Source organism: Streptomyces sp. NPDC016459, from assembly GCF_040632845.1.
Taxonomy (GTDB): domain Bacteria; phylum Actinomycetota; class Actinomycetes; order Streptomycetales; family Streptomycetaceae; genus Streptomyces.
In genome coordinates this window covers 17,610-43,509 of record NZ_JBEYCR010000005.1, presented here as the reverse complement: position 1 = coordinate 43,509, position 25,900 = coordinate 17,610, and the positions used below count along the sequence as shown (strand labels likewise).

Sequence of the window (25,900 nt, the reverse complement as noted above, 5' to 3'; positions counted from 1 at the left end):
AGGGGAGAGCGCGGGGCATCGTGTTCGACTTTCTTGATTCCGGGCAGTACGACCTGCTCGGCGCCTTCTGGGTGACGGCGCAGCTCGCCCTCTACTCGGCGATCGGCTCGCTGATCTGGGGCACGGCCCTGGTCGCGATGCGGGTCAGCCCGGTCCCGATCATGCGCGGCTTCGCCACCTCGTACGTCAACCTCGTCCGGAACACCCCGCTGACCGTGGTCATCGTGGCCTGTCTGCTGGGTCTCAACCAGACCCTGCTCATCACACTCGGCGGCGACCGCTCGGAGGACATCGGCTTCCGGCTCGCGATCCTCGGCCTCGTGGCGTACACCGGCACCTTCGTCTGCGAGGCGCTGCGCTCGGGCATCAACACCGTCCCGCCGGGTCAGGCCGAAGCCGCTCGCGCGCTGGGTCTCACCTTCACTCAGGTCCTCACGTCCGTGGTCCTCCCGCAGGCGTTCCGCGCCGCGGTGGCTCCGCTCGCCAACGTCCTGATCGCCCTGACCAAGAACACCACCGTCGCGGCCGCCATCGGCGCCGCCGAGGCGGCGGTCCTGATGAGGGAGATGGTCGAGAACGAGGCCGACGCCCTCTTCGTGGTCTTCGGCATCTTCGCCTTCGGCTTCATCGTTCTCACCCTCCCCACCGGCCTCTTCCTGGGCTGGGCGGCCAAGCGACTGGCGGTGAAGCGATGAGTTCCGTCCTGTACGACAACCCCGGACCGCGCGCCAAGCGGCGGAACGTCCTCTACACGATCGCCTTCCTGGTCGTCCTCGTCCTGGCCGGCTGGTGGGTGCTGGCCGCCCTGGACGAGAAGAACCAGCTGGACGCGGACAAGTGGAGCCCGTTCGTCACCGACTCCGAGGTCTGGACGACGTACCTGCTGCCGGGCCTCATGGAGACCCTCAAGGCCGCCGCGCTCTCCATCCTGATCGCGCTGCCCCTCGGCGCCGTCCTCGGCATCGGCCGACTCTCCGACCACCGCTGGGTACGGGTGCCCGTCGGCGCGGTCGTGGAGTTCTTCCGCGCCATCCCGGTACTCCTCCTGATGGTGTTCGCCAACCAGGTCTACCGGGAGTTCACGGCCGTGAGCTCCGACTACCGCCCGCTCTACGCGGTCGTCACCGGCCTGGTGCTCTACAACGCCTCCGTGATCGCCGAGGTCGTCCGCGCCGGTGTGCTCTCGCTGCCCCGCGGCCAGGGCGACGCGGCCGTGGCGCTCGGCATGCGCAAGGGCCAGACCATGATGTACGTCCTGCTGCCGCAGGCCGTGACGGTGATGCTCCCGGCCCTGGTCAGCCAGCTCGTCGTGATCGTCAAGGACACCGCGCTCGGCGGCGCCCTGCTCGGCTTCTCGGAGCTGCTCAGCCAGAACCGGCAGATCACGGCCAACTACGGCGCCAACACGATCGCCACCCTCGTGGTCATCGCGTTGATCTACATCGCCCTGAACTTCGCCCTGACCAGCTTCGCGAGCTGGCTGGAGAAGCGCCTCCGTCGCGGCAAGAAGTCCCCCGCCGTGACGCTCCCCGCCCAGGCGGGAGCCCCCGAGGTACCGACGAAGACCGTCAGCGGCGCCTGACCCCTCCGGGGGTCCGTGGGACAACAGGGGTGGGCCGGAGCGGCACCGACCACAGGTCGGGCCGCACCGCGCCCACCCCGTCGCTTGACGCAAGCACCCTCAGTGGGTTGCATACGTTCTGTGATCAAGCACCGGGCTCGTGCCACACTCAGCTGTGCTGCCCCCATGACCGTCCGGCCGTCAGGAGCCGCGCCGTGGACCCGGTGATCATCGTGGGCGCCGGGCCGGTCGGCCTCGCGCTCTCCCTCGCGCTCGCCGCGCAGGGCGTACCCAGCGTCGTCCTCGACGAGACTTCCGGAAAGGACGAGCCGCGCCCCGCCCGGAGCGTCGTCCTGCGCGCCGACACGGCCGCCATGGTGGAGCGCCTCGGCTGCACCACCCTCCGTGACGAGGGCGTCCGCTGGGTCGGCTGGCGCGGTATGCGCCGGCGCCAGCAGGTGCGCCACTTCGCACTCGACCCGGGCCTCAGCGGTACGGAGGAGTGGTCCGAGGACCCGTCCTCGCCGGCCGCCCCGGCCGCGCCGCTGCACATCCCCCAGCACGCCCTCGCACGCGGGCTGCGCGACGCCATCGCCCACCAGAAGCTCGTCCAGCTCGTCACCGAGGCCCGGCTCGACACCATCGAGCAGGACCGCGACGGGGTCGTCGCCCACACCCGGGGACCGGAGGGCACCTGGTGGCGCGGCAGCCACCTCGTCGGCTGCGACGGAGCCCGCTCGACGGTACGCAAGCTCCTCGGCATCCGCTTCCCCGGGCGTACGGCGGTGGAGCGGCACGCCGTCGCCGCCCTGCGCACCGAACTCCCCTGGCCCGGCGAAGCCCTGCTGCACCGTCAGCCCCCGTGGCGGGGCGCCGCCGACGAGATCACCGCCCGACCGCTGCCCGACGGGGTGTGGCGGATCGACTGGCTGCTGCCGCCCCGGGGTGACCTCGTCACCCCGGACGTGCTGGTCGGCCGGATCCGCGAGACCCTGGCCGGCTGGTGCGACGAGGTGACACCCCCGTACGAACTCATCGACACCGGCGTGCACACCCTGCACCACCGGCTCGCCCGTCGCTGGCGGGTCGGCCGGGTCCTCCTCGCCGGGGACGCGGCGCACCTGCTCGGCGCGGTCGGCACCCAGGGGCTCGACGAGGGGCTCAGGGACGTGGACAACCTCGCCTGGAAACTCGCCCACACCTGGCACCACGGCGCCCCGGACCGGCTGCTCGACAGCTACCAGAGTGAGCGGCGCGCGGCCGTCGCCCACCGGCTGCGCGCGGCGGACCAGTCGCTGCCGGTCCTGCGCGGCGGCGGTGGCCTGCGGACCTACCTGCCCGGCGCTGCGCGCGGTCACGACGCCCTGCTGACCGACGGCCATGTGGGGCGCGGCCCGCTCGGCGCGCCCCCCGCCTACCCGCACTCCCCCCTCGCCGCGCCGTACAGCGAGGGCCGGTCCCCCGTGGGCACCCCGGTGGGCGCCCCGGTCGAGGACGTCCGCGTGACCGCCCCGGACGGCGCGACCGTACGGCTCAGGGACCGGCTCGGTCAGGGCCGGTTTCTGGTCCTCCTGGTCGCACCCGGCACCGGGGTGTGGGACCGGCGCCACTGGCAGGGAGCGGGGATGATGCCCCGGCTGGACGAGGCGGTCCGCGCCCTCCCCGCCAAGGCGGAGATCCTGGTCACCGAGGCGTACCCGGGTGCTCCGGCCCACGCCGTCCTGCTCGTACGGCCCGACGGGCACCTCGTCGCCGCGTTCTCCGGGGTCCGCCCCGACGAGCTGTACGCGGCGGCGGACGCGGCCCGCGGCGGCTCGGCGACGGACGAGACGGCCGACGAGGTGAGCGACGCGTCGAGTGGCGGGCCGGGCGCCGGGGCAGGCACCGGGGCGGATGCCGAGGTGCCCGCTCCGGCGTCCCCGAAAGGTGCCCGCACGGCGGACATGCGTTGATTCCCGCAGGCGCGCGTGGTGTACTCCGGAGCGTGACCGACACCTATGTGCGCCTGTGGCGGAGGGTCCATATGGATCTCGTCCGCTATGCGGGCTGCGTGTGTCGCCCGTCCTGCTGATCTCGCCCTCTCCCTGCGCGCCCCGCCACCGACGCACCGCGTCCGTGTGCCGTCGCGCGTTCTTCGCGAACCTCAGGACGGTCACCCGTGTCTCTCCACATCCCCGCGCCCTCTCCATCCCCCTCTGCCTCCCCGACCCCCTCCCCGGCTACTGATCCCCACACTCCGACGGCGGCCGATCTACTGGACTTCGTCCGGCGCACGGCAACCGACCGGGAACTCGTCGACTCCCTGCCACTCGACCCCGAGGGCCGTACCTGGGTGCGGCTCGAAGGCCCCGGCGGCAGCGAGGCCTGGCTCATCGGCTGGCCTCCGGGCACCGGCACCGGCTGGCACGACCACGCCGAGTCACTGGGCGCCTTCGCCACCGCGCGCGGCACGCTGACCGAGAACGCGCTCGCGGTCCGGCTACCGGCTAGCGGCTGGAAGACCCTGGAACTGACCGACGGGCTCGACCGCTCCCGCCGCCTCGGACCGGGTGGGAGCCGCGCCTTCGGCTCCCACCATGTGCACGAGGTGCTCAACGAGTCCCCGGACACCCACGCGGTGTCCGTGCACGCCTACTACCCGCCGCTCCCGCTGATCCGGCGGTTCAGCCGGACCGGGGCGGTGCTCCGTCTTGAGCAGGTCGAGCGTCCGGAGGACTGGCAGTGAGCGACGAACGCGTAGGCATCGACGAGTTGTTGGAGCGGGTCAGGTCGGGGCTCGACCGGATCTCGCCCCGGGCCGCCCTCGAGGCGTACGAGGCGGGTGACGCGCTCCTGGTGGACACCCGTTACGCGGCCCTGCGGGAGCGGGACGGGCTGATCCCGGGCGCGCTGGTGGTGGAGCGCAACGAACTGGAATGGCGGCTCGACCCCCAGGGCAGCCACCGGGCGGCGGAGGCCGTGAACCACGATCTGCGGGTGGTGGTGCTGTGCAACGAGGGCTACGCCTCCTCCCTCGCGGCCGAGTCGCTGCGTCGGCTCGGCCTTCACCGGGCGACCGACCTGATCGGCGGCTTCCAGGCGTGGCAGGCCGAGGGCCTCCCGGTCCTCCCCCCGACGACCCGACACTGACGGAGCCGCAGGCTCCGGGCTCCGGGCTCCGGGCTCCGGGCTCCGGGCTCCGGGCTCCGGGCTCCGGGCTCCGGGCTCCGGGCTCCGGGAAGTCTTCCGTGGTCGACGGTCCCCGCTACCCCCCGGCGACGAGCCCTTCTGATTTCCCCCCGGAGATCAGAAGGGTTCGTCCAGCCCGTCCGTGTCCTCCCCCTCCGCCTCCAGCGCCTGGCGGACGACGCGGAGGGCCATGCCCTCGGGATACCCCTTGCGGGCGAGCATCCCGGCGAGCCTGCGCAGCCGCCGGTCGCGGTCGAGACCCCGGGTGGCGCGCAGTTTGCGGGCGACCAGCTCGCGCGCCGTGGCCTCCTCCCGCTCGGAGTCGAGCTGCTCCACCGCCTCCTGGATGAGGGTCGGCTCGACCCCCTTGGTCCGCAGCTCGCGGGCGAGGGCCCGGCGGGCGAGGCCCCGGCCGTGGTGGCGGGACTCCACCCAGGCCCCCGCGAAGGCGGCGTCGTCGATGAGCCCGACGTCCTCGAAGCGGGAGAGGACCTCCTCCGCCACCTCATCGGGGATCTCCCGCTTGCGCAGCGCGTCGGCGAGCTGCTTGCGCGTGCGGGGGGTTCCGGTGAGCAGGCGCAGACAGATCGCCCGCGCCCGCTCCGCCGGATCCTGGGGTGACAGCTCCTTCTCGGCCCTCGACGATTCGGGGCTGTCACCCGGCCATTCGGTGCGACCGGTCACCGGTTCAGCTCTTGACCGCGGTGGCCTTGGTCGCCTTCGCGGTCTTGCTCGCGGGTGCCGGGACGCTCTTGGCGGCATCGTCCGCGCCGGTCGCGTCCGCTGCGGCGGCAGCGGCCGTGTCCGTCACCGGCTCCGTCTTCGCGGCCTCGGGCCGGACGCCGACGCCCAGCTTCTCCTTGATCTTCTTCTCGATCTCGTCGGCGAGGTCGGGGTTGTCCTTCAGGAAGTTACGGGCGTTCTCCTTGCCCTGGCCGAGCTGGTCGCCCTCGTACGTGTACCAGGCGCCGGCCTTGCGCACGAAGCCGTGCTCCACGCCCATGTCGATCAGACCGCCCTCGCGGCTGATGCCCTGGCCGTAGAGGATGTCGAACTCGGCCTGCTTGAACGGGGGCGCGACCTTGTTCTTGACGACCTTGACGCGGGTGCGGTTGCCGACCGCGTCCGTGCCGTCCTTGAGGGTCTCGATGCGACGGATGTCGAGGCGCACCGAGGCGTAGAACTTCAGGGCCCGGCCACCGGTCGTGGTCTCCGGCGAGCCGAACATCACGCCGATCTTCTCGCGGAGCTGGTTGATGAAGATCGCGGTGGTCTTGGACTGGTTGAGCGCGCTGGTGATCTTCCGGAGCGCCTGGCTCATCAGACGGGCCTGGAGACCGACGTGCGAGTCGCCCATCTCGCCCTCGATCTCCGCACGCGGGACGAGCGCGGCGACGGAGTCGATGACGATCAGGTCGAGGGCGCCGGATCGGACCAGCATGTCGACGATCTCGAGGGCCTGCTCGCCGTTGTCCGGCTGGGACAGGATGAGGTTGTCGATGTCGACGCCGAGCTTCTTGGCGTACTCGGGGTCGAGGGCGTGCTCGGCGTCCACGAAGGCGACCTGGCCGCCGGCCTTCTGCGCGTTGGCGACGGCGTGCAGGGTGAGGGTCGTCTTGCCGGAGGACTCCGGTCCGTAGACCTCCACGACACGGCCGCGCGGCAGTCCGCCGACACCGAGCGCGATGTCGAGGGCGGTCGATCCGGTGGAGATCACCTCGATCGGCTCCTGGACGCGGTCACCCATGCGCATCACGGCGCCCTTGCCGAATTGGCGTTCAATCTGTGCGAGTGCGGCGTCGAGCGCCTTCTCGCGGTCGGTTCCTGCCATGGGTTCCACCCGGTTTGCTTGAGTCGATCGCTTCATGTGAAAGACGCTAACCCCTGCCACTGACAATGGGCCCCGACGTCCCCTCCGGCCTGTGGACAACTCGTCGGCAGGCCCGCGCCGAGCCCGCTGTTCCCAGGGCCGGACTTCCATGAGAATGGATGTTCGATTTTAGTGTCAAGCGCGCCACGCCCGGGCCACACCCCTTGCCCCGCCTGCCCCGTGACCGCTGACCTTGATCAGCCTCATCGAAGGAGAGCGCGCGGCAAGAGGTGACCCACATCACATTGGGCTCCTGTCCTGTCAGCGATCAGGACTCCGTCCCGTTCAAGGCGCACGCCAACGAGACAGGAGCCGAGCCATGCAGCTGCAGCAGATCCGGCCGCCGGCTTTGAGGTACCACGGGAACCACACCCGCCATGGGGTGCTCCGCATGGACAGCGCAGCCGTCGATCGATTCGAGGCCAGCCGGGGCCGGCTGGCCCGCCTCAACGGCGCCTGGGAACAGCACGAACCTGACGCTCCGGTCATCAAGGCATGGTGACCGGAGCCCCGGCTTGTCCTCCTCGACGTGGACCGCGTACCCGGCGTGTGCTGTGACGCTCCGCAGGGACACGCCGATCAGTCAGCCACGGCGAACCCGCCGTACCTGGCGGTCGCGACCGGCTGACACGGGCTGGGGGAGACCCGTCCACAGGTCCCCGCCGCCGTCCGGATCCAGTCGCATCAGGGTGAGCGCCTTCGCCGGGAGCGGTTCCGTCCGCAGGGCGCGCAGGTCCGGGGTGGGTGCGAGGTCCCGTGTCGCCGCCTCCAGGACGGTGCCGAGAGTGGGCGCGTCGCCGGCCAGGGGGCCGAGTGCCCCGGTCACCAGGCTGCCGAGGACCTTGCGGCGGAGCGCGGCCGGGTCGTCGTCGAGGAGCCGGCCGTTCACCGGCGGGGCCGGCACGCCGTGCCGGGCGAGACGGGCGGGGCTGATGCGGATGTCGGCGAGGTCGCGGTAGACGAGGCGCCTCGTCCGGCCCTGGGCATCGACGACGGCGAGCAGGTTCTGGCCGTGCGCCTCCAGGGCCACCCCGAGGTCGAGCAGGTCCAGGCAGGCACCGAGGGCGAGGTGCGCGAACTCCACGACCCGGTCGAGCCGCTCTTCCGGCGCGTGAGGTGCGAGCAGGGCAGGTAGGACGGCGACGGGCACGACCCGTTCCCCGGCCGCCGCGTCCGCGTGGACGTGCGGTGACTCGCGCAGGAGCGCCGCCAGGTCGGCGTCTCCCGCCCCCGCCACCGCGACCGTCCGCGCGATGCGCAGACGCCCGTCGAGACGGCGTACGAGCCGCTCGACGAAGTCGGACGTCGCCACGGCGTGGGTGACCGTGTACGCCGAGATGTCCCGCACGGTCGACGTGAGCCGCGTGCTGAGCGCCGTCTTGACGTGCGTGTCCCCGCCGACGTCGATCGTACGCAGCGACAGCAGGGGGTGCCCGGTCGGACCGGGCCGCAGCGGCAGGCCGGCCAGGACGTGCTCGGCCTGCCAGGGGTGTACGGGGATCAGCACGGCGGCGCCGTCGCGCAGCTCGCGGGGCCATGCCCCCGACACGGCGGCCCCCTCGACCGGGGCCAGGCGCAGGGCGACCAGGGGCCGGTGCTCCGGGGCGTACGCGAGCTGCTCGGCGGCGGAGAAGCCTGGCCGGGAGCGGCAGCCCGGGTGGTACGGATGCCCGTCGGTGTCCGTCTGCTCCCACTCCCACGGGTGGGCCGGCGGGGCCGCTCGCCGAGGAGCCGTGCGCGAGAGGGCCAGCGACGCCACGCTGTGGTCGAGCTCGGCGGCGAACCGGCCGCCTCCTGGCACGGCCAGGGCCGCCACCAGCTCAGCCGGATGGTCGTACCGGACGCCGTCCAGGTCGAGGCCGGTCACCGAGGCCGCCGTCGCCCAGGGATCGGAGGCGGGGCCGTGCAGCCGCCGCCCGTCGTCCAGGCGCAGGGAGACGCCTTCACGGTCGCCCGTACGCGCGGCGATCCAGGGCAGCGGCTCGTGGACGAGACCGCGCCACAGCCGGGTCAGCACCGCGGCCCTGGCGCCGGGGAGTTCCGCGGCGTACGGGGCCGTGAGCCCCGGCCGGATCGCCTCCAGCTCGGCGGCGACGGCCCGCTCCGCGGCAGTTCGGCACATGCGGATGTTCTATCGCGGCCGCGTGCGATCCACACATACTGAGGGCGATGAACGCACTCACGCGGACCGCCGACGCGTTGGCGGTGACGCCCCTGCTCACCTGCCTGCTCCGCGAGGCCGCGGACCCTGCGGGGGACCCGACGGAGGGCGTGGCGGGGGGTGCGGAGGAGGACTTCGCGGAGGGCCAGGCGGCGGGCGTCACGGAGGACCCGGCGACGAACCTGCCGGAGGACCCGGCGGAGGCTCCGGCGACGGACCTGCAGCAGAACCCGGCGAAGGACCCGGCGACGGACCTGCCGGAGGACCCGGCGCAGAACCCAGCGAAGGACCCGGCGACGGACCTGCCGGAGGACCCGGCGCAGAACCCGGCGAAGGACCCGGCGAAGGACCCGGCGACGAACCTGCCGCCGAGCCCAACCCCCGCCACCCCCGCCCACACCGTCCACCGTCTCCGCGGCACCGGTCGCCTCCTACGGGTCCGCCCCGGCCACCGCCCCTCCGGTGCCGAGCTGTGGACGGGGCGCGCCTGGCGGCCCCTGCGCCATGCCGGGCTCGTCGACCTCGCCGTCGAGGAGATGTGCGCCTCCACCGGCCGCCCCAACCCCTCCCTGGCCGCCGAGATGGCCGCCAGCCGTACGGCGGTGAGGGCCATGCTCGCCGCGCGTGCCCGCACGGCGCCGCCCGAGGACCTCTGGCTCCGTTCCGAACAGGCACTGGTCATGGGTCACCCCTGCCATCCCGCTCCCAAGGCGCGTACCTGCGACGGCCCGGCTGCCGCCTGGCTGCGCTACGCGCCCGAGGCGTACGCCCGGTTCCCGCTCGTGCTGCTCGGCGTACGCGACGACGCGGTCGTCGAGGACGGCGACACCGGGGCTCTGGACGCCCTCGGCGAGGCTCCCCCCGGCTACCGTCTGCTGCCCGCCCACCCCTGGCAGCTGGAACTGTCCGAGCGGTCCACGCGCGTGCGTGCCGCGTTCGCCGAGGGCCGCCTCGTCCGGCTGGGCGTCACGCCCCGGCCCGCGCGGCCGACGGCATCCGTGCGCACCCTGCACGTTCCGGGCGACGCCTCCCGGGACGGCGGGGACCTGTTCCTGAAGTTCAGTCTCGACGTCCGGATCACCAACGACGTCCGTCGGATGCGCCGCCACGAACTGCTCCACGTGCGCCGTACGGATCCGCTGGTCAGTGCCGCCTTCGCCGCCATGGACGGCCCGGCGGGCTGGCTCAGCGACCGCGGCTACCGCACGGTGGACGGCCTGTTCGAGACCTGCGCCGTCGTCGTCCGGGACGGCCTCGACCGTCACCTGGCTCCCGGTTCGACCGCCGTGCTCGCCGCCGCGCTCGCCGAGGGCTTTCCCGGCAATCCCCTCGACCGGATCGACGATCCCCGGCCGTGGTGGTCGGCGTATCTGCGGTGTGTCGTGGCGCCCGTCCTCGAGGCGTTCGTCCGCTTCGGCGTCGTCGTGGAGTGCCATCTGCAGAACACGCTGATCGGCGTGGACGCGCGCGGCGTCCCCGTCCAGTCCGTGTTCCGTGACGCGGAGGGCGCCAGGACGATGCCTCCGACGCCCCGCGAGTCCGCCTGGCGCAGACTTGTCTACTGCCTCGTCGTCAACAACCTCTGCGAGATCGCCGGCGCGCTCACCCACCGCTTCCCTGGGTCCGGCCCCGCCCTGTGGGCCCTGGCCCGCGCCGAGTTCGAGCGGGGCGGCCCCATGCCGGTGCTTCCCGACGTCAAGGAGCTGCTCGACTCCCCCACCCTTCCCGGCAAGGCCAACCTGCTCTCCCGCTGGGTCGGCGCGGAGGCGACCGCCCCCCACTACTGCCCCGTGCCCAACCCGCTCGCGGACGGCAGGGCACGGCACCTCCCGTAGTCGGCCCGGGCTCGGACCCCGCTTCGCGTCGGCCCCCGCGGCGAGCCCCCGCCTATCCTTCGACGCATGCCCCTCCCCCTCCGTTCCCCCGGCGGACGTCCGTCCTCGCACGCCGCCGACGTCCTCGTGGCCGGTGTCGTCCTGCTCCTCGTCGCCGTCTGGACGCTCCTCTCCGCGGGGGACGCGAGCGAGCCGGCCGTCCGTACGGTGCTCGGCTGGGGGCTCGTCCTGGTCGGGTGCGGGGCGCTGTACTTCCGGCGGCGGCAGCCGGTCGGGGTCGCCGTCGTGACCCTGCTCGCCTGCGTCGTCTACTACCCGCTGTCCGCCCAGGACGGCCCGCTCATGATCGCCTTCGCGCTCGCGCTGTACACGACCGCGGCCGAGGGCCGGTTCGCCGCCGCCGTCGCTCTCGCCGCCGTCACCCTGCTCGCGGTGGGCGTCGGCGAGGTCCGGCAGCAGCCGGGGCACCGGCAGATCGACGACACGTCGCTCGCGATGCTGGCAGGCTGGCTGATCAGCCTCGTCGCCGTGGGCCGGGCCCAGCGCACCCGGATCGCCTATCTCCACGAGGTGGAGCAGCGGGCGCTCGCCGCCGAGCGGGAGCAGGAGGCCCGCGCCCGGCAGAGCGCCACCGAGGAGCGGCTGCGGATCGCCCGCGAGGTGCACGACGTGCTGGGCCACAGCATCTCGCTGATCAACGTCCAGTCCGGTGCCGCGCTGCACCGGCTCGGCAAGGGCCCCGCCGCCGAGGCCGGGCTCGTCACCGCCACCGAGGCCCTGGAGGCCGTCAAGGCCACCAGCAAGGACGCGCTGCGGGAGCTGCGGGCCACCCTCGGGGTGCTGCGGGGCGCCGACGAGCCCACGCCGACCGCCCCGCCACTCTCCGGTCTCGCACTCGTCGGGGACCTCGCGGGCCGCGCCCGGAGCGCCGGACTCGACGTCCGTACGGAGAGCACGGGCACGCCGGTGGCCCTGCCGCCGTCGGTCGACCTGGCCGCGTACCGGATCGTGCAGGAGTCGCTGACGAACGTGACGCGCCACGCGGGCGCGAGGAGCGTCCGCGTGACCCTCGACTGGGGGCCGGACGCCGTGCGGCTGCGGATCGAGGACGACGGCGAGGGCGCGCCGGAGGGGCGGCACCCGGACCGTGACACCTCCCGGCCGCCGGGCAGTGGCATCCGGGGCATGGCGGAGCGGGCCCGCGCGCTGGGCGGTGAGCTGACGGCCCAGAATGTGGACGGCGGCGGTTTCCTGGTGGACGCCCGGCTGCCGCTGACCGCACCCGCCCTGCCCGAGGGGGACTCCCGATGATCCGTGTCGTGCTCGCCGACGACCAGACCCTGGTCCGGGCCGGCTTCCGGTCGATCCTGTCCGACGAGGAGGACATCGAGGTCGTCGGAGAGGCCGGGGACGGGGAGCGGGCGATCGGGCTCGCCCGCGAGCTGCGCCCGGACGTGGTCCTCATGGACATCCGGATGCCGGTGCTCGACGGCCTCGAAGCGACCCGGCGCATCACCGCGGACGAGCGGCTCGCGGGGGTCCGGGTGGTCGTCCTCACCACGTTCGACGCGGACGACCATGTGTACGGGGCGCTGCACGCGGGTGCGTCGGGTTTCCTCGTGAAGGACACCGAGCCGATGGAACTGCTGCACGCCGTACGGGTGGTGGCGCGCGGCGACGCCCTGATCGCCCCGGCCGTGACCCGCCGTCTGATCGCCGAGTTCGCTGCCAGGGCCGGGCGGCGGCCGGATCCGAGTCCCCGCCTCAACGTGCTCACCGAGCGGGAGCGTGAGGTCCTCGGCCTGGTGGGGGCGGGGCTGTCCAACGACGAGATCGCCGGCCGTCTCGTGCTCTCCCCCGCGACGGCGAAGACCCATGTCAGCCGGATCATGACCAAGCTGGCCGTACGGGACCGGGCGCAGCTGGTGATCCTGGCGTACGAGTCCGGGATGATCACCCCCGGGTGGCTGGCCTGACCCGTAGGGGACCGGAGCCGACCGCCGCAACTCCTGGGGTACGCGCGCGTGGGCCGGCGCAACCGGTGGGGTACGGCCGGTGTCCACCCGGGGGTGACGCGGGGCCGCCGACCGTACGCCGACGCTGTACGGGTGAACCAGGACGTACTCGATCTCGCGCGGCTGCAGTTCGCCCTCACGGCGGGCGGCCACTTCCTCTTCGTCGCCCTGACCCTGGGGCTGGCGACGGTCGTCGCCGTGCTCCAGACGAAGGCCACCCTCGGCCGGAAGCCGCTGGACGCGCGCATGGTGCGTTTCTGGGGTCAGCTGTATGTGATCAACTACGCGGTCGGGATCGTCACGGGCCTCGTGATGGAGTTCCAGTTCGGCATGGCCTGGAGCGGGCTGACGCACGAGGCGGGGAACATCCTCGGTGCCTCGCTCGCCGTCGAGACGATCGTGGCGTTCTTCGTCGAGTCGACCTTCCTCGGCCTGTGGATCTTCGGCTGGAACCGGCTCAACCGCTGGGCGCATCTGGCCGCGATCTGGATCGTCGTCCTGACCGCCTACCTGTCGGCGTACTGGATCCTCGTCTCCAACGGCTTTCTCAACCACCCGGTGGGGTACGGCTCCGAGGACGACGGACTCGTCCTGGACGACCCGCTCGCCGTCCTGGCCAACCCTTCCGCGCTGCTGGCCTTCGGTCACGTCCTGGCCGGGGCGCTGCTCACGGCCGGCTTCTTCATGGCCGGGGTGAGCGCGTACCACCTCTTCCGGCGCAACCCCGAGTGGGAGTTCTTCGGCCGGAGCCTGCGGATCGGGGTGTTCCTCTCGGCGCCCGCGCTGATGGTGACCGCCGTGTTCGGCGGTGTGCAGTTCGCCGTGCTCGACGCCTTCCAGCCGATGAAGTCGGCCGTGTTCAGCGGGCAGGCCGCGGAGATCGCTCGGGTCCAGGCGGAGATGGCGGAGCGTTTCGGTCCGGGTGACTACGTGCCCTCGGAGACGTGGACCCGGGGCGGTGCGCTGCTGATGCTCATCAGCTTCGCCCTGATGATGTACCTGTGCTTCGCCGGGGTGATCCTGGCCTCCTTCCGGAAAGTTGTCTTCCGGTTCCGGTTCTGGCACGTCGTCCTGATGGCGGCCGTGCCGCTGCCGTATCTCGCCATGATCAGCGGCTGGGTCTTCCGGGAGTCCGGACGGCAGCCCTGGGTGGTCTATGGCCTGCTGAAGACGGAGGACGCGGTCTCGGACCTCTCCGTCGGGACCATGCGCCTCTCCCTCACCGTCTTCACCACGGTCTTCGTCCTGCTCGCCGTCCTCAACGCCTGGCTCCTCACCCGGCACGCCCGCCGCGGACCCGTCGAGTCGGGCCTCGGCCACGACGAGCGCCCCGCCGACGGGGAGGAGGACGACACACCCGACCCGGCCGCCGCGCTGCCCGTTCACCGCTACTGAACCCCTGGCATCAGCCCCCGCACCCCCACCGAACCCCCGGCATCCGGCCCGCGCGCCGCCCGAGGAAAGCCCGAAAGCCCGAGGAGCCCCCGTGGAGACCCTGGCCATCGTCCTGCTCGCCTTCTTCGCGGCGGGCTGGTTCGTCCTCGCCGGAGCGGACATCGGCACCGGCATGCTCACGCCCTGGCTCGGCCGGAGCGACCGGGAGCGCAGACTCGTCCTCGCCTCCTTCGCCCCCTTCTTCCTGGGCAACGAGGTCTGGCTCGTCGCCACCGTCGGGGTCCTGGTCGGCTGCTTCCCCGCCCTCGAAGGAGACCTGCTGAGCGGCCAGTTCCCGGTCCTCGTGGCCCTGCTGACCGGCTGGATCGTCAGGGACGCGGGCCTGTGGTCACGCGGCCGTGGCCCCGGTCCACGCTGGCGCGCGGCCTGCGACGGCGCCGTGACGTGCGGGAGCTGGGCCGTCGCGCTCTCCTGGGGGTGGCTGCTCGCCGCCCTCCTGACCGGGCGTCCTTACGACCCGGCGACCGGCCCCACGGGCGTCCTCACCGCACTCGCCGTGGCCGCCCTGTTCTCCGCGCACGGGCTGGGCTTCGCCACGCTGCGGCTCACGGGACTGCCGTACGAGCGTGCTCGCCGGCTCGTCGGACACGCCGGGCGCCCGTGGCAGCCCTTCGCCCTCACCGCCGTCCTGATGGGCGGGCTGCCGCTCTGGGCGGGGACCGCGCTCCCGCTGGCCGAACGGGCGGCCGCACCGGGCACGCTCGGTCTGCTCGTGCCCGCCCTGCTGTGCGTCACCCCGCTGCTCGTCGCCGTCCAGGCGTGGATCTGGCACGCCTTCCGGCACCGGGTGACCCGGCCTTCCTACCTCTGAGCACCGCCGGGGCCGTCCGAGGGACGCTGCTCGGAACGACGCCGCTCCTCCAGGGCCGCGGCTTCCTTCTTGTGGTGCAGGGCCTTCTGCAACCGGGCCACCACCGCCTCGCCGTACCTGCGGTGGCCGTGGACGCGCGGGTCGTCCGTCACGTCGTACCGCTTCACATAGGCGCCGAGGAAGGCCTGGAGCGTGGCGACGGCCGGGATGGCGATCAGCGCGCCGACGGCGCCGAGCAGCGCCGTCCCCGCGATGACCGAGCCGAAGGCCACCGCCGGGTGGATGTCCACCGTCTTGGAGGTGAGCTTCGGCTGGAGCACGTAGTTCTCGAACTGCTGGTAGACCACGACGAAACAGAGCACCCACAGCGCGTACCAGGGGTTCACGGTGAAGGCGATCAGCATCGGCAGCGCGCCGGCCAGATAGGTGCCGATCGTCGGGATGAACTGCGAGACCAGGCCGACCCACACCGCGAGCGCGGGCGCGTACGGCACGTCCAGGATCTCGAAGAGCACGAAGTGCGCCGTGCCGGAGATGAGGGCCATGAGGCCGCGCGAGTAGAGATAGCCGCCGGTCTTGTCGACAGCGATCTCCCAGGCCCGCAGCACCTCGGTCTGCCGGGCGGGCGGCAGGACGGAACAGAGCGCGCGCCGCAGCCGGGGCCCGTCGGCCGCGAAGTAGAACGAGAAGAGGAAGATCGTCAGGAGCCGGAACAGTCCGCCGAGGACGGTGGCGGAGACGTCGAGCACACCGGCCGCGCTGTTCTGCACGTACTTCTGGAGCCAGTCGGAGCTCAGGAGGCTGTCCTGGACCTCGACCCGCGACAGGTCCGTGTGGAAAACCTGGTTGATCCACTTGATCAGCGAGTCGAGGTACTTGGGGAAGTTCTCGACCATGTCCACGATCTGGCCGGCGAGCATCGACCCCAGCAGGACGACGAAGCCGACGCTGAAGACCAGGACCGCGAGGAAGACGAGGAAGGTGGCGAGGCCGCGGCGCATCCCGCGCGCCGCCATCCGCCCGACCGCCGGTTCGATGGCGAGGGCGAGGAAGAAGGCCAGCAGGATGTTGACCAGGAGGCCGACGAGCTGGTGGAACGCCCACTCGCCCAGCTGGAAACAGGCGTAGAGGGCGAGGGCGAGGACGAGCGCGCGGGGCAGCCAGCGCGGCATCCTGGCGGCCGGCTCCACCGTGGCGGCGGGCACGGACGCCGGGCCTCCGCCGTCGCCGCCGTCACCTCTGGAGGCCGAGGCCGTGGAAGGGGCCGAGGCGGTGGGGACGGTCGGTGCGGTCGAAGCCGTCAGGTCGGTCGGGTCGGTCTCGTCAGTCGGGGCCACCCCGCCAGTCTCGCGCACCGCACGGACAATCCCCCCGGGACCCCGCACTTCCCCGCCGCGAACCGGCCGCCCGCCCCGCCCTCGTCACTCGTCCCCTCGCCACAGCCGCCCGCTCGTCCGCGGGCCACCGCGCGTCGGTCAGCGCTTGTCGGCCGGCACGTCGACGGCCGCGCAGACGGCCCGCCACACGTCCTTCGCCTCCCAGCCGGCGTCCAGCGCCTCACGCACCGTCCGGCCCCCGAGCTCCGCCATCACATGGTCCCGCGCGAAGGACTCGGCGTAGGACGCACCGAAGTGGTCCGCCATCCGCTCCCAGAAAATCGTCAACCGCATGAACCCAGTATCCCGCTCCCAAGAGTGCAGCCCGCTCCGTAGGCCTTGTCACGGCGCCGTTGCGCCCTACGGTCGGAACATGGCCGAAGAACCCCTCCCCTCCGCGCCCGCGACCCCCCTGGCCCGCGCCGAGCATTTCGTCTGGCTGACGGCCCGTGTCCTCGAACAGCGCAGGTTCGCCTACCACTTCCTGCGCGGTGGCGCGGATCAGGTGGAGACGGCCCTCGCCGCGTACCTCAACGAGGACGGCGGCTACGGGCACGCGCTCGAACCCGATCTGCGCGGTCCGGTCAGCCAGCCCCTGCACACCGCGCACGCGCTGCGGGTCCTGGACTCCATCGGCCGCTGCGGCGGACTGCGCGTGGAGCGGATCTGCCGTTACCTCACCGAGGTGTCCACCCACGAGGGCGCGCTCCCGGCGATCCACCCGTCGCAGCGCGCCTACCCGTCCGCGCCGTTCGTCCCGGTCGTCGACCTCCCGCCGAGCGCGCTGCTCTCGACCGGACCCGTCGTCGGGCTGCTGCACCGCAACCAGGTGTGGCACGCGTGGCTGTTCCGGGCCACCGAGTTCTGCTGGTCGGCCGTGGAGTCGCTGGAGAAGTCCCACCCGTACGAGATCGAGGCCGCCGTCGCCTTCCTCGACGGGGCCCCGGACCGCTCGCGCGCGGAGGCGGCCGCCGACCGCCTCGGACGCCTGGTCCGCGAACAGCGGCTCGCCGTCCTGGACCCCGACCGGCAGGAGGACTACCCCCTGGCCGACGGCTACGCGCCCGGCGAGCACCACTTCCCGCACGACTACGCGCGCGTGCCGGACTCGCTGGCCGCCCGCTGGTTCACGGAGGAGGAGATGGCCCGTTCCCTGGACCGGCTCGCCGCCGACCAGGAGGAGGACGGCGGCTGGCCGATTCGCTGGCGTGCCTGGGCCCCCGGCTCGGCCCTGGAGTGGCGGCCCGTCGTCACCGTCGAGGCCCTGCGCACCCTGCGCGCCCACGGCCGACGCGTCGGCTGACCGCTTGCCCCGGCCGCCGCCGTGGCCCCGGCTGCGGTCACCAGCCCAGGGCCCGTACGCCCGCGGTGACGGCGACCGCGGCGCCCACGACGACCAGGAACGGGGCCCGCAGGACGAGGGCGACGGCTGCCGCGGCGAGTCCGGCGGCACGGGCGTCCAGGAGGACGGTGCTGCCCGCGCCGAACGTCTGCTGGGCGGTCAGCGCGGCGAGCAGCGCCACCGGCAGCAGGGCGGCGAGCCGCTGGACGAGGGGCCGTTCGAGGGCTCCGGCGGGGACGAGCAGTCCGACCAGTTTGACCAGGTAGCACCCGGCGGCGGTCAGAGCGATCGCGATCCAGACGTTCATCGGGGGTCCTTCTCTCGTGCACGTGCAACCGATGCCGTGCGGCGGCCATGCGCCCAGAGCACCGCGGGAGCGGCGAGGGCGGCGGCGAGGACCGGGATCCCCGCGGGCAGCACGGGCAGCAGCCCGAGGCCGAGGAGGACGGCGATCGCGGCGGTGGCCCGCTCGGTCGCGGACTTCAGCATGGGGGCGAGCAGGGCGAGGAAGACGGCGGGACCGGCCGCGTCGAGCCCCCAGGCCGCGGTGTCGCCGATCGCCTCGGCGCCGAGGGCCCCGAGCAGCGTCGTCGCGTTCCACAGGACGTACAGCGTGAGTCCGGTGACGGTGAAACCGAGGCGTGCGGCCCGTCGGGACGGCTGGGCGAGGGCGACCGCCGCGGTCTCGTCGATCACCCAGTGGGCGGCGAAGGGCCTGAAGGCTTTCGGTACGGCGAGGAGTTGGGAGAGCCGTAGTCCGTAGAAGGCGTTACGGGTGCCCAAGAAGAAGGCGCCGGCGGCGGCCGTGAAGGGGTTGCCGCCCGCGGCAAGCGCTCCGACCAGGGCGAACTGCGAGGCGCCCGTGAACACCAGCAGGCTGAGCACACAGGTCTGGAGGACGGTGAGGCCCGAGCCCGCCGAGGTCACGCCGAAGGCGAAGCCGGAGAGCCCGACGGCGACGCCGACACCGAGGGCGTCGCGGACGACGGCCGCGTCGGGTCTGGCCGGTGCGCCGTCGCGTATGACGGGGGGTGCTGTCTGTTCTGCCACGTCAGGGACGTTACGGCGGCATCGTCGGCCCGGTCTTGTACGTTCTTGCGGCGGAGCCGGGGGCGGTCCCGCCGCCGCCGGAGCGGGGTGTCCTTCCGCCGCCACGCGCGCGTTGGTACGCCCCCGGTGGCACCCCGACGCTGCGTGTGAAGTGCCGGTTGAGGTGCGACTGGTCGGTGAAGCCGACGGCTGCCGCGGCTGCCGCCGGGGGCGTACCGGAGTCCAGGAGCTGCCTGGCCCTGCGCACGCGCGCGTCGGTGAGCCAGGTGTGCGGCGGCATCCCGTACGCGTCCCTGAAGGCCCGCAGGAGGGCGAACGGACTGGTGCCGAGCTCGCCGGCGAGCCGCTCCAGCGTCGGCGGTTCGACCATGCGGTCCTCCAGGACGGCACGCGCGCGTGCCGCGTTCCGGGCGCCCGCCGAGAGCGCCGGGAGCGGTGTGACGAGTCCGCCGTGGCTGCGCAGCATGCGGGCCGTGACGAGCCGGAGCAGGCTGTCGGCCGCGAGCGCGTTGCCCTCCTCGGCGGCCCGGTGGACGCCGACGACGAGCCGGGCGGCGTACGGGTCGTCGACGACGGGCGTGGTGAAGCCGACCGAGCCGCGCAGGGCGAGGGTGTCGGCGGCGATGGACCGGACGATCTCCGCGTCGGGGTAGATCGTCCGGTACGTCCAGCCCTCGGGCACGCCCGCGTGCCCGGTGTGCGGGGTGTCGGGGTTGACCAGGGCGATCTGCCCGGGGCCCGCGTGCACGAGTTCGTCCCGGTAGTGGAAGGCCTCGACGCCTTCGGTGATCGCGGCGAAGACGAAGGTCTCGTGGGTGTGCCGGGCGAAGGCCTTGCGGATGTATCGGGCGTGCAGCAGATCGACCCCGGGCAGCTCGGCGTACTGCCAGTACCGTGCCCGCTCCCCGCTCGCCATGCCTCCATTCTGCGACAGGGCCCGTGGCTCCGCCGCAGCCGGACCGGGCACGGGACCGGCAGGGCCGGTGGCCGGACCGGGCACGCTGCCGACAGGCGCCCGCGCCGCCGCCGGACCGGTTTCTTCCCAGGTCCGGGCGGTTGTCAGTGGCCGGGTGCACGATGGGGGGCATGGTCAGGTCCGCGCTCGACTCCTTCTCCCCCGCGACCCGTGCTTGGTTCACCGGGGCCTTCTCCGCGCCCACTGCGGCGCAGGAGGGCGCCTGGCAGGCCATCGGCGCCGGCTCCGACGTGCTCGTCGTCGCTCCGACCGGCTCCGGCAAGACGCTGGCCGCCTTCCTCGCCTCCCTGGACCGGCTGGCCTCATCGCCTCCGCCGGCAGAGCCGAAGAAGCGCTGCCGCGTGCTGTACGTGTCGCCGCTGAAGGCGCTCGCCGTGGACGTCGAGCGGAACCTGCGCTCGCCGCTGACCGGAATCCGGCAGGAGTCGGTCCGGCTCGGGCAGCCCGAGCCGGACGTGCGGGTCGGCATCAGGTCGGGTGACACCCCGCCCGCCGAGCGCCGCTCGCTCGCGACCCGGCCGCCGGACATCCTGATCACCACACCCGAGTCGTTGTTCCTGATGCTGACCTCCGCCGCCCGTGAGGCCCTCGCGGGTGTGGAGACGGTCATCCTGGACGAGGTCCACGCGGTCGCGGGCACGAAGCGGGGCGCGCACCTGGCCCTGTCCCTGGAGCGGCTCGACCAGCTGCTGCCCCGCCCCGCGCGCAGGATCGGCCTGTCGGCCACGGTCCGCCCGGTGGACGAGGTGGCCCGCTATCTGTCGCCGGGGCGCGCGGTCGAGATCGTCCAGCCGCCGTCGGGGAAGGAGTTCGACCTCTCCGTCGTCGTCCCCGTGGAGGACATGGGCGAGCTGGGTGGCTCCCCCGCCTCCGAGGGCAAGGACGGCGGTGACAAGCCGTCGATCTGGCCGCATGTCGAGGAGCGGATCGCCGATCTGGTCCAGGCCCACCGTTCCACGATCGTCTTCGCCAACTCCCGCCGTCTCGCCGAGCGCCTGTGCAACCGGCTCAACGAGATCGCGTACGAGCGGGCGACCGGCGAGCCCCTTCCGGACACGGTCTCCCCGGCCGAGATCATGGCGCAGTCGGGGGCGGCGCAGGGCGCACCCGCGCTGCTCGCCCGCGCCCACCACGGCTCGGTGTCGAAGGAGCAGCGCGCGCAGGTGGAGGAGGACCTGAAGGCGGGCCGGCTGCCCGCCGTGGTGGCGACCTCAAGCCTGGAGCTGGGCATCGACATGGGCGCGGTCGACCTGGTCGTGCAGGTGGAGTCGCCCCCGTCGGTGGCCTCGGGACTGCAGCGCGTCGGCCGCGCCGGCCACCAGGTGGGCGCGGTGTCGACCGGCGTGGTCTTCCCCAAGTACCGGGGCGATCTGGTGCAGGCGGCCGTGGTCACCGAGCGGATGCGTTCGGGTGACATCGAGTCGATGCGGATCCCCACCAATCCGCTGGACGTCCTAGCGCAGCAGCTCGTCGCGATCGTCGCGCTCGACACGTGGCAGGTGGACGACCTCCTCGCCCTGGTGCGCCGGGCGGCGCCGTTCTCGTCGCTGCCCGACTCGGCGTTCACGGCCGTGCTCGACATGCTCGCGGGCCGCTACCCGTCGGACGCGTTCGCCGAGCTGCGCCCCCGCGTGGTCTGGGACCGGGTCGCCGGGACGATCACGGGACGGCCGGGCGCGCAGCGGCTCGCCGTCACCTCGGGCGGCACGATCCCCGACCGCGGTCTGTTCGGCGTGTTCCTCGCGGGCTCGGACCCCAAGAAGGGCGGCGGCCGGGTCGGCGAGCTCGACGAGGAGATGGTGTACGAGTCGCGGGTCGGCGACGTGTTCACCCTGGGCACGACCTCCTGGCGGATCGAGGACATCACCCGGGACCGGGTCCTCGTCTCCCCCGCGCCGGGCGTGCCGGGCAGGCTGCCGTTCTGGAAGGGCGACCAGCTGGGCCGTCCGCTGGAGCTGGGCCGGGCGCTCGGCGCCTTCCTCCGCGAGGTCGGAGCCCTCGCGGACGACGACGCCCGGCAGCGGCTGCGGGCCGCGGGCCTGGACGCCTGGGCGGCGGACAACGTCATGGCGTACCTCAAGGAGCAGCGCGAGGCCTGCGGACACGTGCCGGACGACCGTACGATCCTCGTCGAGCGCTTCCGGGACGAGCTCGGGGACTGGCGGGTCGTCATCCACTCCCCCTTCGGCGCGCAGGTGCACGCCCCGTGGGCGCTGGCGCTCGGCGCCCGGCTCGCCGAGCGGTACGGCATGGACGCGCAGGTGATGCACGCGGACGACGGCATCGTGCTACGGCTCCCGGACGCCGACCTGATGGGCCTGGACATGGGCCTGGACCTCCTCGACCACGAGCCGGTCGACCCCGGCCGCCGTTCCGACACGACCCACGACGCCGACAAGGCGCCGGTGGGGGCGGCCGACGCCCTCTTCGACAAGGGCGAGATCGAGCAGATCGTCACCGACCAGGTCGGTGGATCCGCGCTGTTCGCGTCCCGCTTCCGCGAGTGCGCCGCCCGCGCCCTGCTGCTGCCCAAGCGGAACCCGGGCAAGCGCACCCCGCTCTGGCAGCAGCGGCAGCGCGCGGCTCAGCTCCTCCAGGTCGCGAGCGAGTTCGGCTCGTTCCCGATCGTCCTCGAGGCGGTCCGCGAGTGCCTCCAGGACGTCTTCGACCTCCCGGGTCTGAAAGAGCTGATGGGGGACATCGAGGCCCGCCGGGTCCGCCTGGTCGAGATCACGACCCCCGAACCGTCCCCCTTCGCCCGCTCCCTGCTCTTCGGCTACGTCGCGCAGTTCCTGTACGAGGGCGACTCCCCGCTCGCCGAGCGGCGGGCGGCCGCACTGTCCCTGGACTCCCGGCTGCTGGCGGAGCTGCTGGGCCAGGCGGAGTTGCGCGAGCTCCTCGACCCGGACGTCCTGACCGAGCTGGAGCGGGAGCTCCAGTGGTTGACGGAGGACAGGCGGATCAAGGACGTGGAGGGCGTCGCCGACCTGCTGCGGGTCCTGGGCCCGCTCACGGACGCCGAGCTGGTCGAGCGGGGCGCCGAGACGGGCTGGGCGCCCGACCTCGGGACGGCGCGCCGCGCGATCCGGGTGCGGGTCGGGGGCCGGGAGCACTGGGCCGCGATCGAGGACGCCGGCCGGCTGCGGGACGCTCTGGGCACGGCTCTGCCGGTCGGCGTGCCGGAGGCGTTCACCGAGCCGGTCAAGGACCCGCTGGGGGACCTTCTCGCGCGGTTCGCGCGCACGCACGGCCCGTTCACCTCCTCCCAGGCCGCCGCCCGCTTCGGTCTGGGCGCGGCCGTCACCGACGGCGCCCTCCAGCGGCTGGCCGCCTCGGGCCGCGTCGTCCAGGGCGAGTTCCACCCCTCCGGCATCGGCCAGGAGTGGTGTGACGCCACCATCCTGCGCCGGTTGCGCCGCCGCTCCCTGGCGGCGCTGCGCCACGAGCTGGAGCCGGTGCCCCCGGCGGCGCTCGCCACCTTCCTGCCGCAGTGGCAGCACCTGGGGAGCAACAGCCTGCGCGGTATCGACGGCCTGGCCCGTGCGATCGAGCAGCTCCAGGGCGCGCCCGTCCCCGCGTCGGCCCTGGAGAAGCTGATCCTGCCGTCCCGGGTCAGGGACTTCGCCCCGGGGCTCCTCGACGAGCTGACGACGACCGGCGAGGTGGTCTGGGCGGGAGCCGGGTCGCTGCCCGGCAAGGACGGCTGGGTCTCGCTGTACCTCGCGGACGCCGCGCCGCTGCTCCTCCCGGCGCCGCATCCACTGGAGCTGTCCGCGCTGCACGAGTCGGTGCTCACAAGCCTCTCCGGCGGGTACGGCCTGTTCTTCCGCCAGATCGCCGACCAGGTCCGGGCCACGACCCACCCGGCCGCGACCGACTCGCAGCTCGCCGACGCCGTCTGGGACCTGGCCTGGTCGGGTCGGCTCACCAACGACACCCTGGCGCCGCTGCGCGCGCTGCTCGGCTCGGGGCGTACGGCGGGGTCCACCGCCCACCGCGCGCGGCGCACGGTCCCGCGCGGCCGGTACGGCACGCTGACGGCGGCCGCCCGGACCGCCTCCCGGTCGGGGCCGCCCACGGTCTCGGGCCGCTGGGCGCTGCTGCCGCCGTTGGAGCCGGAGCCGACCCATCGTGCGCACGCCCTGGCGCGCACCCTCCTGGACCGGCACGGGGTGGTCACCCGGGGCGCGGTGGCCGCCGAGGGCGTGGAGGGCGGTTTCTCCGCCACGTACCGGATCCTGGCCGCCTTCGAGGACAGCGGTCAGGCCCGGCGTGGCTATGTCGTGGAGGGTCTCGGCGCGGCCCAGTTCGCCATGGACGGCGCGGTGGACCGGCTGCGGGCGGCGGCGACCGCCCGGGACCGGGGTGTGGAGGCGGCGACGGGCCCGCGCGCGCTGGTTCTCGCCGCGGCCGATCCGGCGAGCGCGTACGGGGCGGCCCTGTCCTGGCCCGAGCCCCCGACCGGCGCCGGGCACAAGCCGGGGCGCAAGGCGGGCGCGCTGGTGGTCCTGGTCGACGGCGAGCTGACGCTCTACATGGAGCGCGGCGGCAAGACGCTGCTCTGCTGGCCGACCGAGCCGGACGACCCGGCCCTCACGGCGGCGGCCGAGGCCCTGGCCGCGTCGGCCCGCGCGGGCACCCTGGGCACGGTCACGGTGGAACGGATCAACGGCGCGACGTCCCTGACCTCACCCCTGTCCCGCGCCCTGGAATCAGCCGGCTTCCTCGCCACCCCGAGAGGCCTCCGTCTCCGCGCCTGACCTCGGTGCGACCCCCGCCCGGCCGCCACCACCCCCAGCCGGTCACCCGTCCCCCTCCCCCTCCGCACGACATCCACCCCGCAAGAAGCCGCCCGCAGCCGCACCACCTCCGACACCCGGCAGACTGGACCCGTGCCCGAAGGAGACACCATCTGGCAGGCCGCCCATCGCCTGCACACCGCCCTGGCGGGTCGAGTGCTGACCCGCTCGGACCTCCGCGTGCCCCGGTTCGCCACCGCCGACCTCACCGGCCGGTCCCTGCTCGACGTCACCTCCCGCGGCAAGCACCTGCTCGCCCGCGTCGAGGGTGGTCTCACCCTCCACTCCCATCTGCGGATGGACGGCGCGTGGCGGGTGTACGCCACGGGAGAGCGGCCGCGCGGCGGCCCCGACCACCAGATCCGGGCGATCCTGGGGAACGCGGAGTCCACCGCGTACGGCTATCGGCTCCCGATCCTCGAACTGATCCGTACCGCTGAGGAGTCCCACGTGGTGGGGCATCTCGGCCCGGATCTGCTCGGCCCCGACTGGGACCCGGACGAGGCCGTGCGCCGACTGGTCGCCGACCCCGCCAGGACGCTCGGCGAGGCCCTGCTCGACCAGCGGAACCTGGCCGGCATCGGCAATGTGTACAAGTCGGAGCTGGCCTTCCTCGCCGGTGTCACCCCCTGGCTGCCGGTGGGCGAACTGGAGCCCGGGGTCCCGGCCCGCCTCGTCGCGACCGCCCATCGCCTTCTGGAGGCGAACAAGGAGCGCCCCGACCGTCGCACGACCACGGCTCGTCACCCCGGCACCCATCTGCACGTCTACGGCCGAGGGGGGCGCCCCTGCTTGCGCTGCGGCGCCCCGATCCGCAAGGCGGAACTGGGCGACCGGGTCACGTACTGGTGCCCGGGCTGCCAGCGCGGCCCCGACAGCACGACGGGCCCCACCGGTTGAGCGCCCACGACACTTGATGATTCGTCAGATCGATCAGATCGGCCGGCACGGCACTGCCCAGGACGTCGCGCTCGCGCTTCTGCACCGTGCGGCCGACGCCTCCGCGTTCATGACAGGCGAGAGCCTGCGCCCCAACGGCGGCGCCGCGACGCCCTGGTGATCCGCCGGACCAGGGCGCCCGGCCGACCGGAAGAGGCGGCCACGTGCACCGGCAACAGGCTCAGGCCCCAACCGCCCGCGGCCACCACGCCCTCGATCGGCCCGGCCTCCCCCGGTACCAGCACCAGCCGCAGCACCGCCCACCACCAGAGCCCTCCGGCCGCCAGCCCGATCGCGACCAGCGCGAGCGTCGCCTGCGCTACCCGTCGCCGTACCATGGCCGCCTCCTGCCGCCGACGCTAGACCGGCAGGATCACCCTGCGGGAGGGCGCACCGATGCCAGAACCGGCGCACTCCATACGTATCGCCACCACGGGCGCCGCCACGACCGAGAACGCCGCCGAGGGCAGCTCCCCGATCGGCGCGTCCACGACGGGCGGCGACCCGAACGCCGCCGTCACCACCGGACCCGTCACCGTCCC

General features: G+C 73.5%; 26 protein-coding genes. 16 read left to right on the top strand and 10 right to left on the bottom strand.

Features of this window, described 5'->3' with window-relative positions:
• Nucleotides 1–20: 20 nt before the first annotated feature.
• The 6 genes from ABZ567_RS14940 to ABZ567_RS14915 all read left to right on the top strand — a co-directional run bounded on the left by ABZ567_RS14940 (nucleotide 21) and on the right by ABZ567_RS14915 (nucleotide 4,690).
• Nucleotides 21–695: an amino acid ABC transporter permease gene (locus ABZ567_RS14940; protein ID WP_360788931.1), complete on the top strand. Its 675-nt coding sequence runs from the start codon at nucleotides 21–23 to the stop codon at nucleotides 693–695.
• Nucleotides 692–1,582 carry an amino acid ABC transporter permease gene (locus ABZ567_RS14935; protein ID WP_360788929.1) on the top strand — a complete coding sequence of 297 codons (891 nt, stop codon included), beginning with the start codon at nucleotides 692–694 and terminating at the stop codon, nucleotides 1,580–1,582. The genes ABZ567_RS14940 and ABZ567_RS14935 overlap by 4 nt, the downstream gene beginning before the upstream one ends.
• 194 nt (nucleotides 1,583–1,776) lie before the next feature.
• A complete protein-coding gene (locus ABZ567_RS14930) occupies nucleotides 1,777–3,513 on the top strand; it encodes an FAD-dependent monooxygenase (RefSeq protein ID WP_360788926.1) in 1,737 nt (578 codons plus the stop codon).
• A gap of 32 nt (nucleotides 3,514–3,545) precedes the next feature.
• Nucleotides 3,546–3,632, top strand: a complete 87-nt coding sequence (locus tag ABZ567_RS14925) for a putative leader peptide (RefSeq protein WP_351482515.1) — start codon at nucleotides 3,546–3,548, stop codon at nucleotides 3,630–3,632.
• 87 nt (nucleotides 3,633–3,719) lie between these two features.
• Nucleotides 3,720–4,286 (top strand): cysteine dioxygenase, encoded by a 567-nt coding sequence (locus ABZ567_RS14920; RefSeq protein WP_360788923.1) that lies wholly within the window; start codon nucleotides 3,720–3,722, stop codon nucleotides 4,284–4,286.
• Nucleotides 4,283–4,690, top strand: a complete 408-nt coding sequence (locus tag ABZ567_RS14915) for a rhodanese-like domain-containing protein (RefSeq protein ID WP_360788921.1) — start codon at nucleotides 4,283–4,285, stop codon at nucleotides 4,688–4,690. Before ABZ567_RS14920 ends, ABZ567_RS14915 begins: the two co-directional genes overlap by 4 nt.
• A gap of 156 nt (nucleotides 4,691–4,846) precedes the next feature.
• Here the strand turns inward: ABZ567_RS14915 and recX are convergent, their stop codons facing one another.
• Together recX and recA are read right to left on the bottom strand one after the other, a co-directional pair.
• Nucleotides 4,847–5,413 carry a recombination regulator RecX gene (recX, locus tag ABZ567_RS14910; protein WP_360788918.1) on the bottom strand — a complete coding sequence of 189 codons (567 nt, stop codon included), beginning with the start codon at nucleotides 5,411–5,413 and terminating at the stop codon, nucleotides 4,847–4,849.
• A gap of 4 nt (nucleotides 5,414–5,417) precedes the next feature.
• A complete protein-coding gene (gene recA, locus ABZ567_RS14905; protein ID WP_360788915.1) occupies nucleotides 5,418–6,560 on the bottom strand; it encodes a recombinase RecA in 1,143 nt (380 codons plus the stop codon).
• A 358-nt stretch (nucleotides 6,561–6,918) separates the two neighbouring features.
• Between recA and ABZ567_RS14900 the strand changes: the two genes are divergently transcribed.
• A complete protein-coding gene (locus ABZ567_RS14900) occupies nucleotides 6,919–7,101 on the top strand; it encodes a hypothetical protein (protein ID WP_360788912.1) in 183 nt (60 codons plus the stop codon).
• An 81-nt stretch (nucleotides 7,102–7,182) separates the two neighbouring features.
• Here ABZ567_RS14900 and ABZ567_RS14895 read toward each other — a convergent pair whose 3' ends face one another.
• Complete coding sequence (locus tag ABZ567_RS14895) at nucleotides 7,183–8,721, bottom strand: IucA/IucC family siderophore biosynthesis protein (RefSeq protein WP_360788910.1); 1,539 nt, start codon at nucleotides 8,719–8,721, stop codon at nucleotides 7,183–7,185.
• Between the two features lie 47 nt (nucleotides 8,722–8,768).
• On the opposite strand from ABZ567_RS14895, the gene ABZ567_RS14890 reads away from it, so the two are divergent.
• From ABZ567_RS14890 to ABZ567_RS14870, 5 genes are all read left to right on the top strand, one after another.
• Complete coding sequence (locus ABZ567_RS14890) at nucleotides 8,769–10,595, top strand: IucA/IucC family protein (RefSeq protein ID WP_360788907.1); 1,827 nt, start codon at nucleotides 8,769–8,771, stop codon at nucleotides 10,593–10,595.
• Between the two features lie 66 nt (nucleotides 10,596–10,661).
• Nucleotides 10,662–11,906, top strand: a complete 1,245-nt coding sequence (locus tag ABZ567_RS14885) for a sensor histidine kinase (RefSeq protein WP_360788904.1) — start codon at nucleotides 10,662–10,664, stop codon at nucleotides 11,904–11,906.
• Entirely contained in the window at nucleotides 11,903–12,571 is a 669-nt protein-coding gene (locus ABZ567_RS14880; protein ID WP_360788902.1) for a response regulator transcription factor, read from the top strand. The genes ABZ567_RS14885 and ABZ567_RS14880 overlap by 4 nt, the downstream gene beginning before the upstream one ends.
• 132 nt (nucleotides 12,572–12,703) lie before the next feature.
• Nucleotides 12,704–14,005, top strand: a complete 1,302-nt coding sequence (locus ABZ567_RS14875) for a cytochrome ubiquinol oxidase subunit I (protein ID WP_360788899.1) — start codon at nucleotides 12,704–12,706, stop codon at nucleotides 14,003–14,005.
• 91 nt (nucleotides 14,006–14,096) lie between these two features.
• Nucleotides 14,097–14,876, top strand: coding sequence for a cytochrome d ubiquinol oxidase subunit II (locus ABZ567_RS14870; protein WP_360788896.1), 780 nt, complete (start codon nucleotides 14,097–14,099; stop codon nucleotides 14,874–14,876).
• On the opposite strand, the gene ABZ567_RS14865 is transcribed toward ABZ567_RS14870, so the two are convergent.
• On the bottom strand, nucleotides 14,867–16,048 hold the full coding sequence (locus ABZ567_RS14865) for an AI-2E family transporter (RefSeq protein WP_360789826.1): 1,182 nt from the start codon (nucleotides 16,046–16,048) through the stop codon (nucleotides 14,867–14,869). The two genes, ABZ567_RS14870 and ABZ567_RS14865, sit on opposite strands and share 10 nt — an antisense overlap.
• A gap of 303 nt (nucleotides 16,049–16,351) precedes the next feature.
• Complete coding sequence (locus ABZ567_RS14860) at nucleotides 16,352–16,546, bottom strand: DUF3046 domain-containing protein (protein WP_041662943.1); 195 nt, start codon at nucleotides 16,544–16,546, stop codon at nucleotides 16,352–16,354.
• A gap of 79 nt (nucleotides 16,547–16,625) precedes the next feature.
• Here ABZ567_RS14860 and ABZ567_RS14855 point away from each other — a divergent pair, with 79 nt between their 5' ends.
• Complete coding sequence (locus ABZ567_RS14855; RefSeq protein ID WP_360788892.1) at nucleotides 16,626–17,555, top strand: hypothetical protein; 930 nt, start codon at nucleotides 16,626–16,628, stop codon at nucleotides 17,553–17,555.
• 37 nt (nucleotides 17,556–17,592) lie between these two features.
• Here ABZ567_RS14855 and ABZ567_RS14850 read toward each other — a convergent pair whose 3' ends face one another.
• Genes ABZ567_RS14850 through ABZ567_RS14840 form a run of 3 tightly spaced genes read right to left on the bottom strand, consistent with a single transcriptional unit; the run spans nucleotide 17,593 to nucleotide 19,560 of the window.
• The gene (locus tag ABZ567_RS14850; RefSeq protein WP_360788889.1) at nucleotides 17,593–17,901 is read right to left on the bottom strand and encodes an AzlD domain-containing protein; all 309 of its coding nucleotides are present in this window, start codon (nucleotides 17,899–17,901) and stop codon (nucleotides 17,593–17,595) included.
• Complete coding sequence (locus ABZ567_RS14845) at nucleotides 17,898–18,644, bottom strand: AzlC family ABC transporter permease (protein WP_360788886.1); 747 nt, start codon at nucleotides 18,642–18,644, stop codon at nucleotides 17,898–17,900. Before ABZ567_RS14845 ends, ABZ567_RS14850 begins: the two co-directional genes overlap by 4 nt.
• 10 nt (nucleotides 18,645–18,654) lie before the next feature.
• Nucleotides 18,655–19,560 (bottom strand): AraC family transcriptional regulator, encoded by a 906-nt coding sequence (locus ABZ567_RS14840; protein ID WP_360788884.1) that lies wholly within the window; start codon nucleotides 19,558–19,560, stop codon nucleotides 18,655–18,657.
• A gap of 170 nt (nucleotides 19,561–19,730) precedes the next feature.
• On the opposite strand from ABZ567_RS14840, the gene ABZ567_RS14835 reads away from it, so the two are divergent.
• The 3 genes from ABZ567_RS14835 (at nucleotide 19,731) to ABZ567_RS14825 (ending at nucleotide 25,479) form a co-directional block, all read left to right on the top strand.
• Entirely contained in the window at nucleotides 19,731–24,380 is a 4,650-nt protein-coding gene (locus ABZ567_RS14835) for a DEAD/DEAH box helicase (protein ID WP_360788880.1), read from the top strand.
• A 132-nt stretch (nucleotides 24,381–24,512) separates the two neighbouring features.
• Nucleotides 24,513–25,319, top strand: coding sequence for a DNA-formamidopyrimidine glycosylase family protein (locus ABZ567_RS14830; RefSeq protein ID WP_360788877.1), 807 nt, complete (start codon nucleotides 24,513–24,515; stop codon nucleotides 25,317–25,319).
• Between the two features lie 16 nt (nucleotides 25,320–25,335).
• Nucleotides 25,336–25,479 (top strand): hypothetical protein, encoded by a 144-nt coding sequence (locus tag ABZ567_RS14825; RefSeq protein WP_360789888.1) that lies wholly within the window; start codon nucleotides 25,336–25,338, stop codon nucleotides 25,477–25,479.
• On the opposite strand, the gene ABZ567_RS14820 is transcribed toward ABZ567_RS14825, so the two are convergent.
• Both ABZ567_RS14820 and ABZ567_RS14815 read right to left on the bottom strand, forming a co-directional pair.
• On the bottom strand, nucleotides 25,427–25,696 hold the full coding sequence (locus ABZ567_RS14820) for a hypothetical protein (RefSeq protein WP_360788874.1): 270 nt from the start codon (nucleotides 25,694–25,696) through the stop codon (nucleotides 25,427–25,429). The genes ABZ567_RS14825 and ABZ567_RS14820 overlap by 53 nt on opposite strands.
• Nucleotides 25,697–25,717: 21 nt before the next feature.
• A complete protein-coding gene (locus tag ABZ567_RS14815; protein ID WP_360788871.1) occupies nucleotides 25,718–25,894 on the bottom strand; it encodes a hypothetical protein in 177 nt (58 codons plus the stop codon).
• Nucleotides 25,895–25,900: the final 6 nt, after the last annotated feature.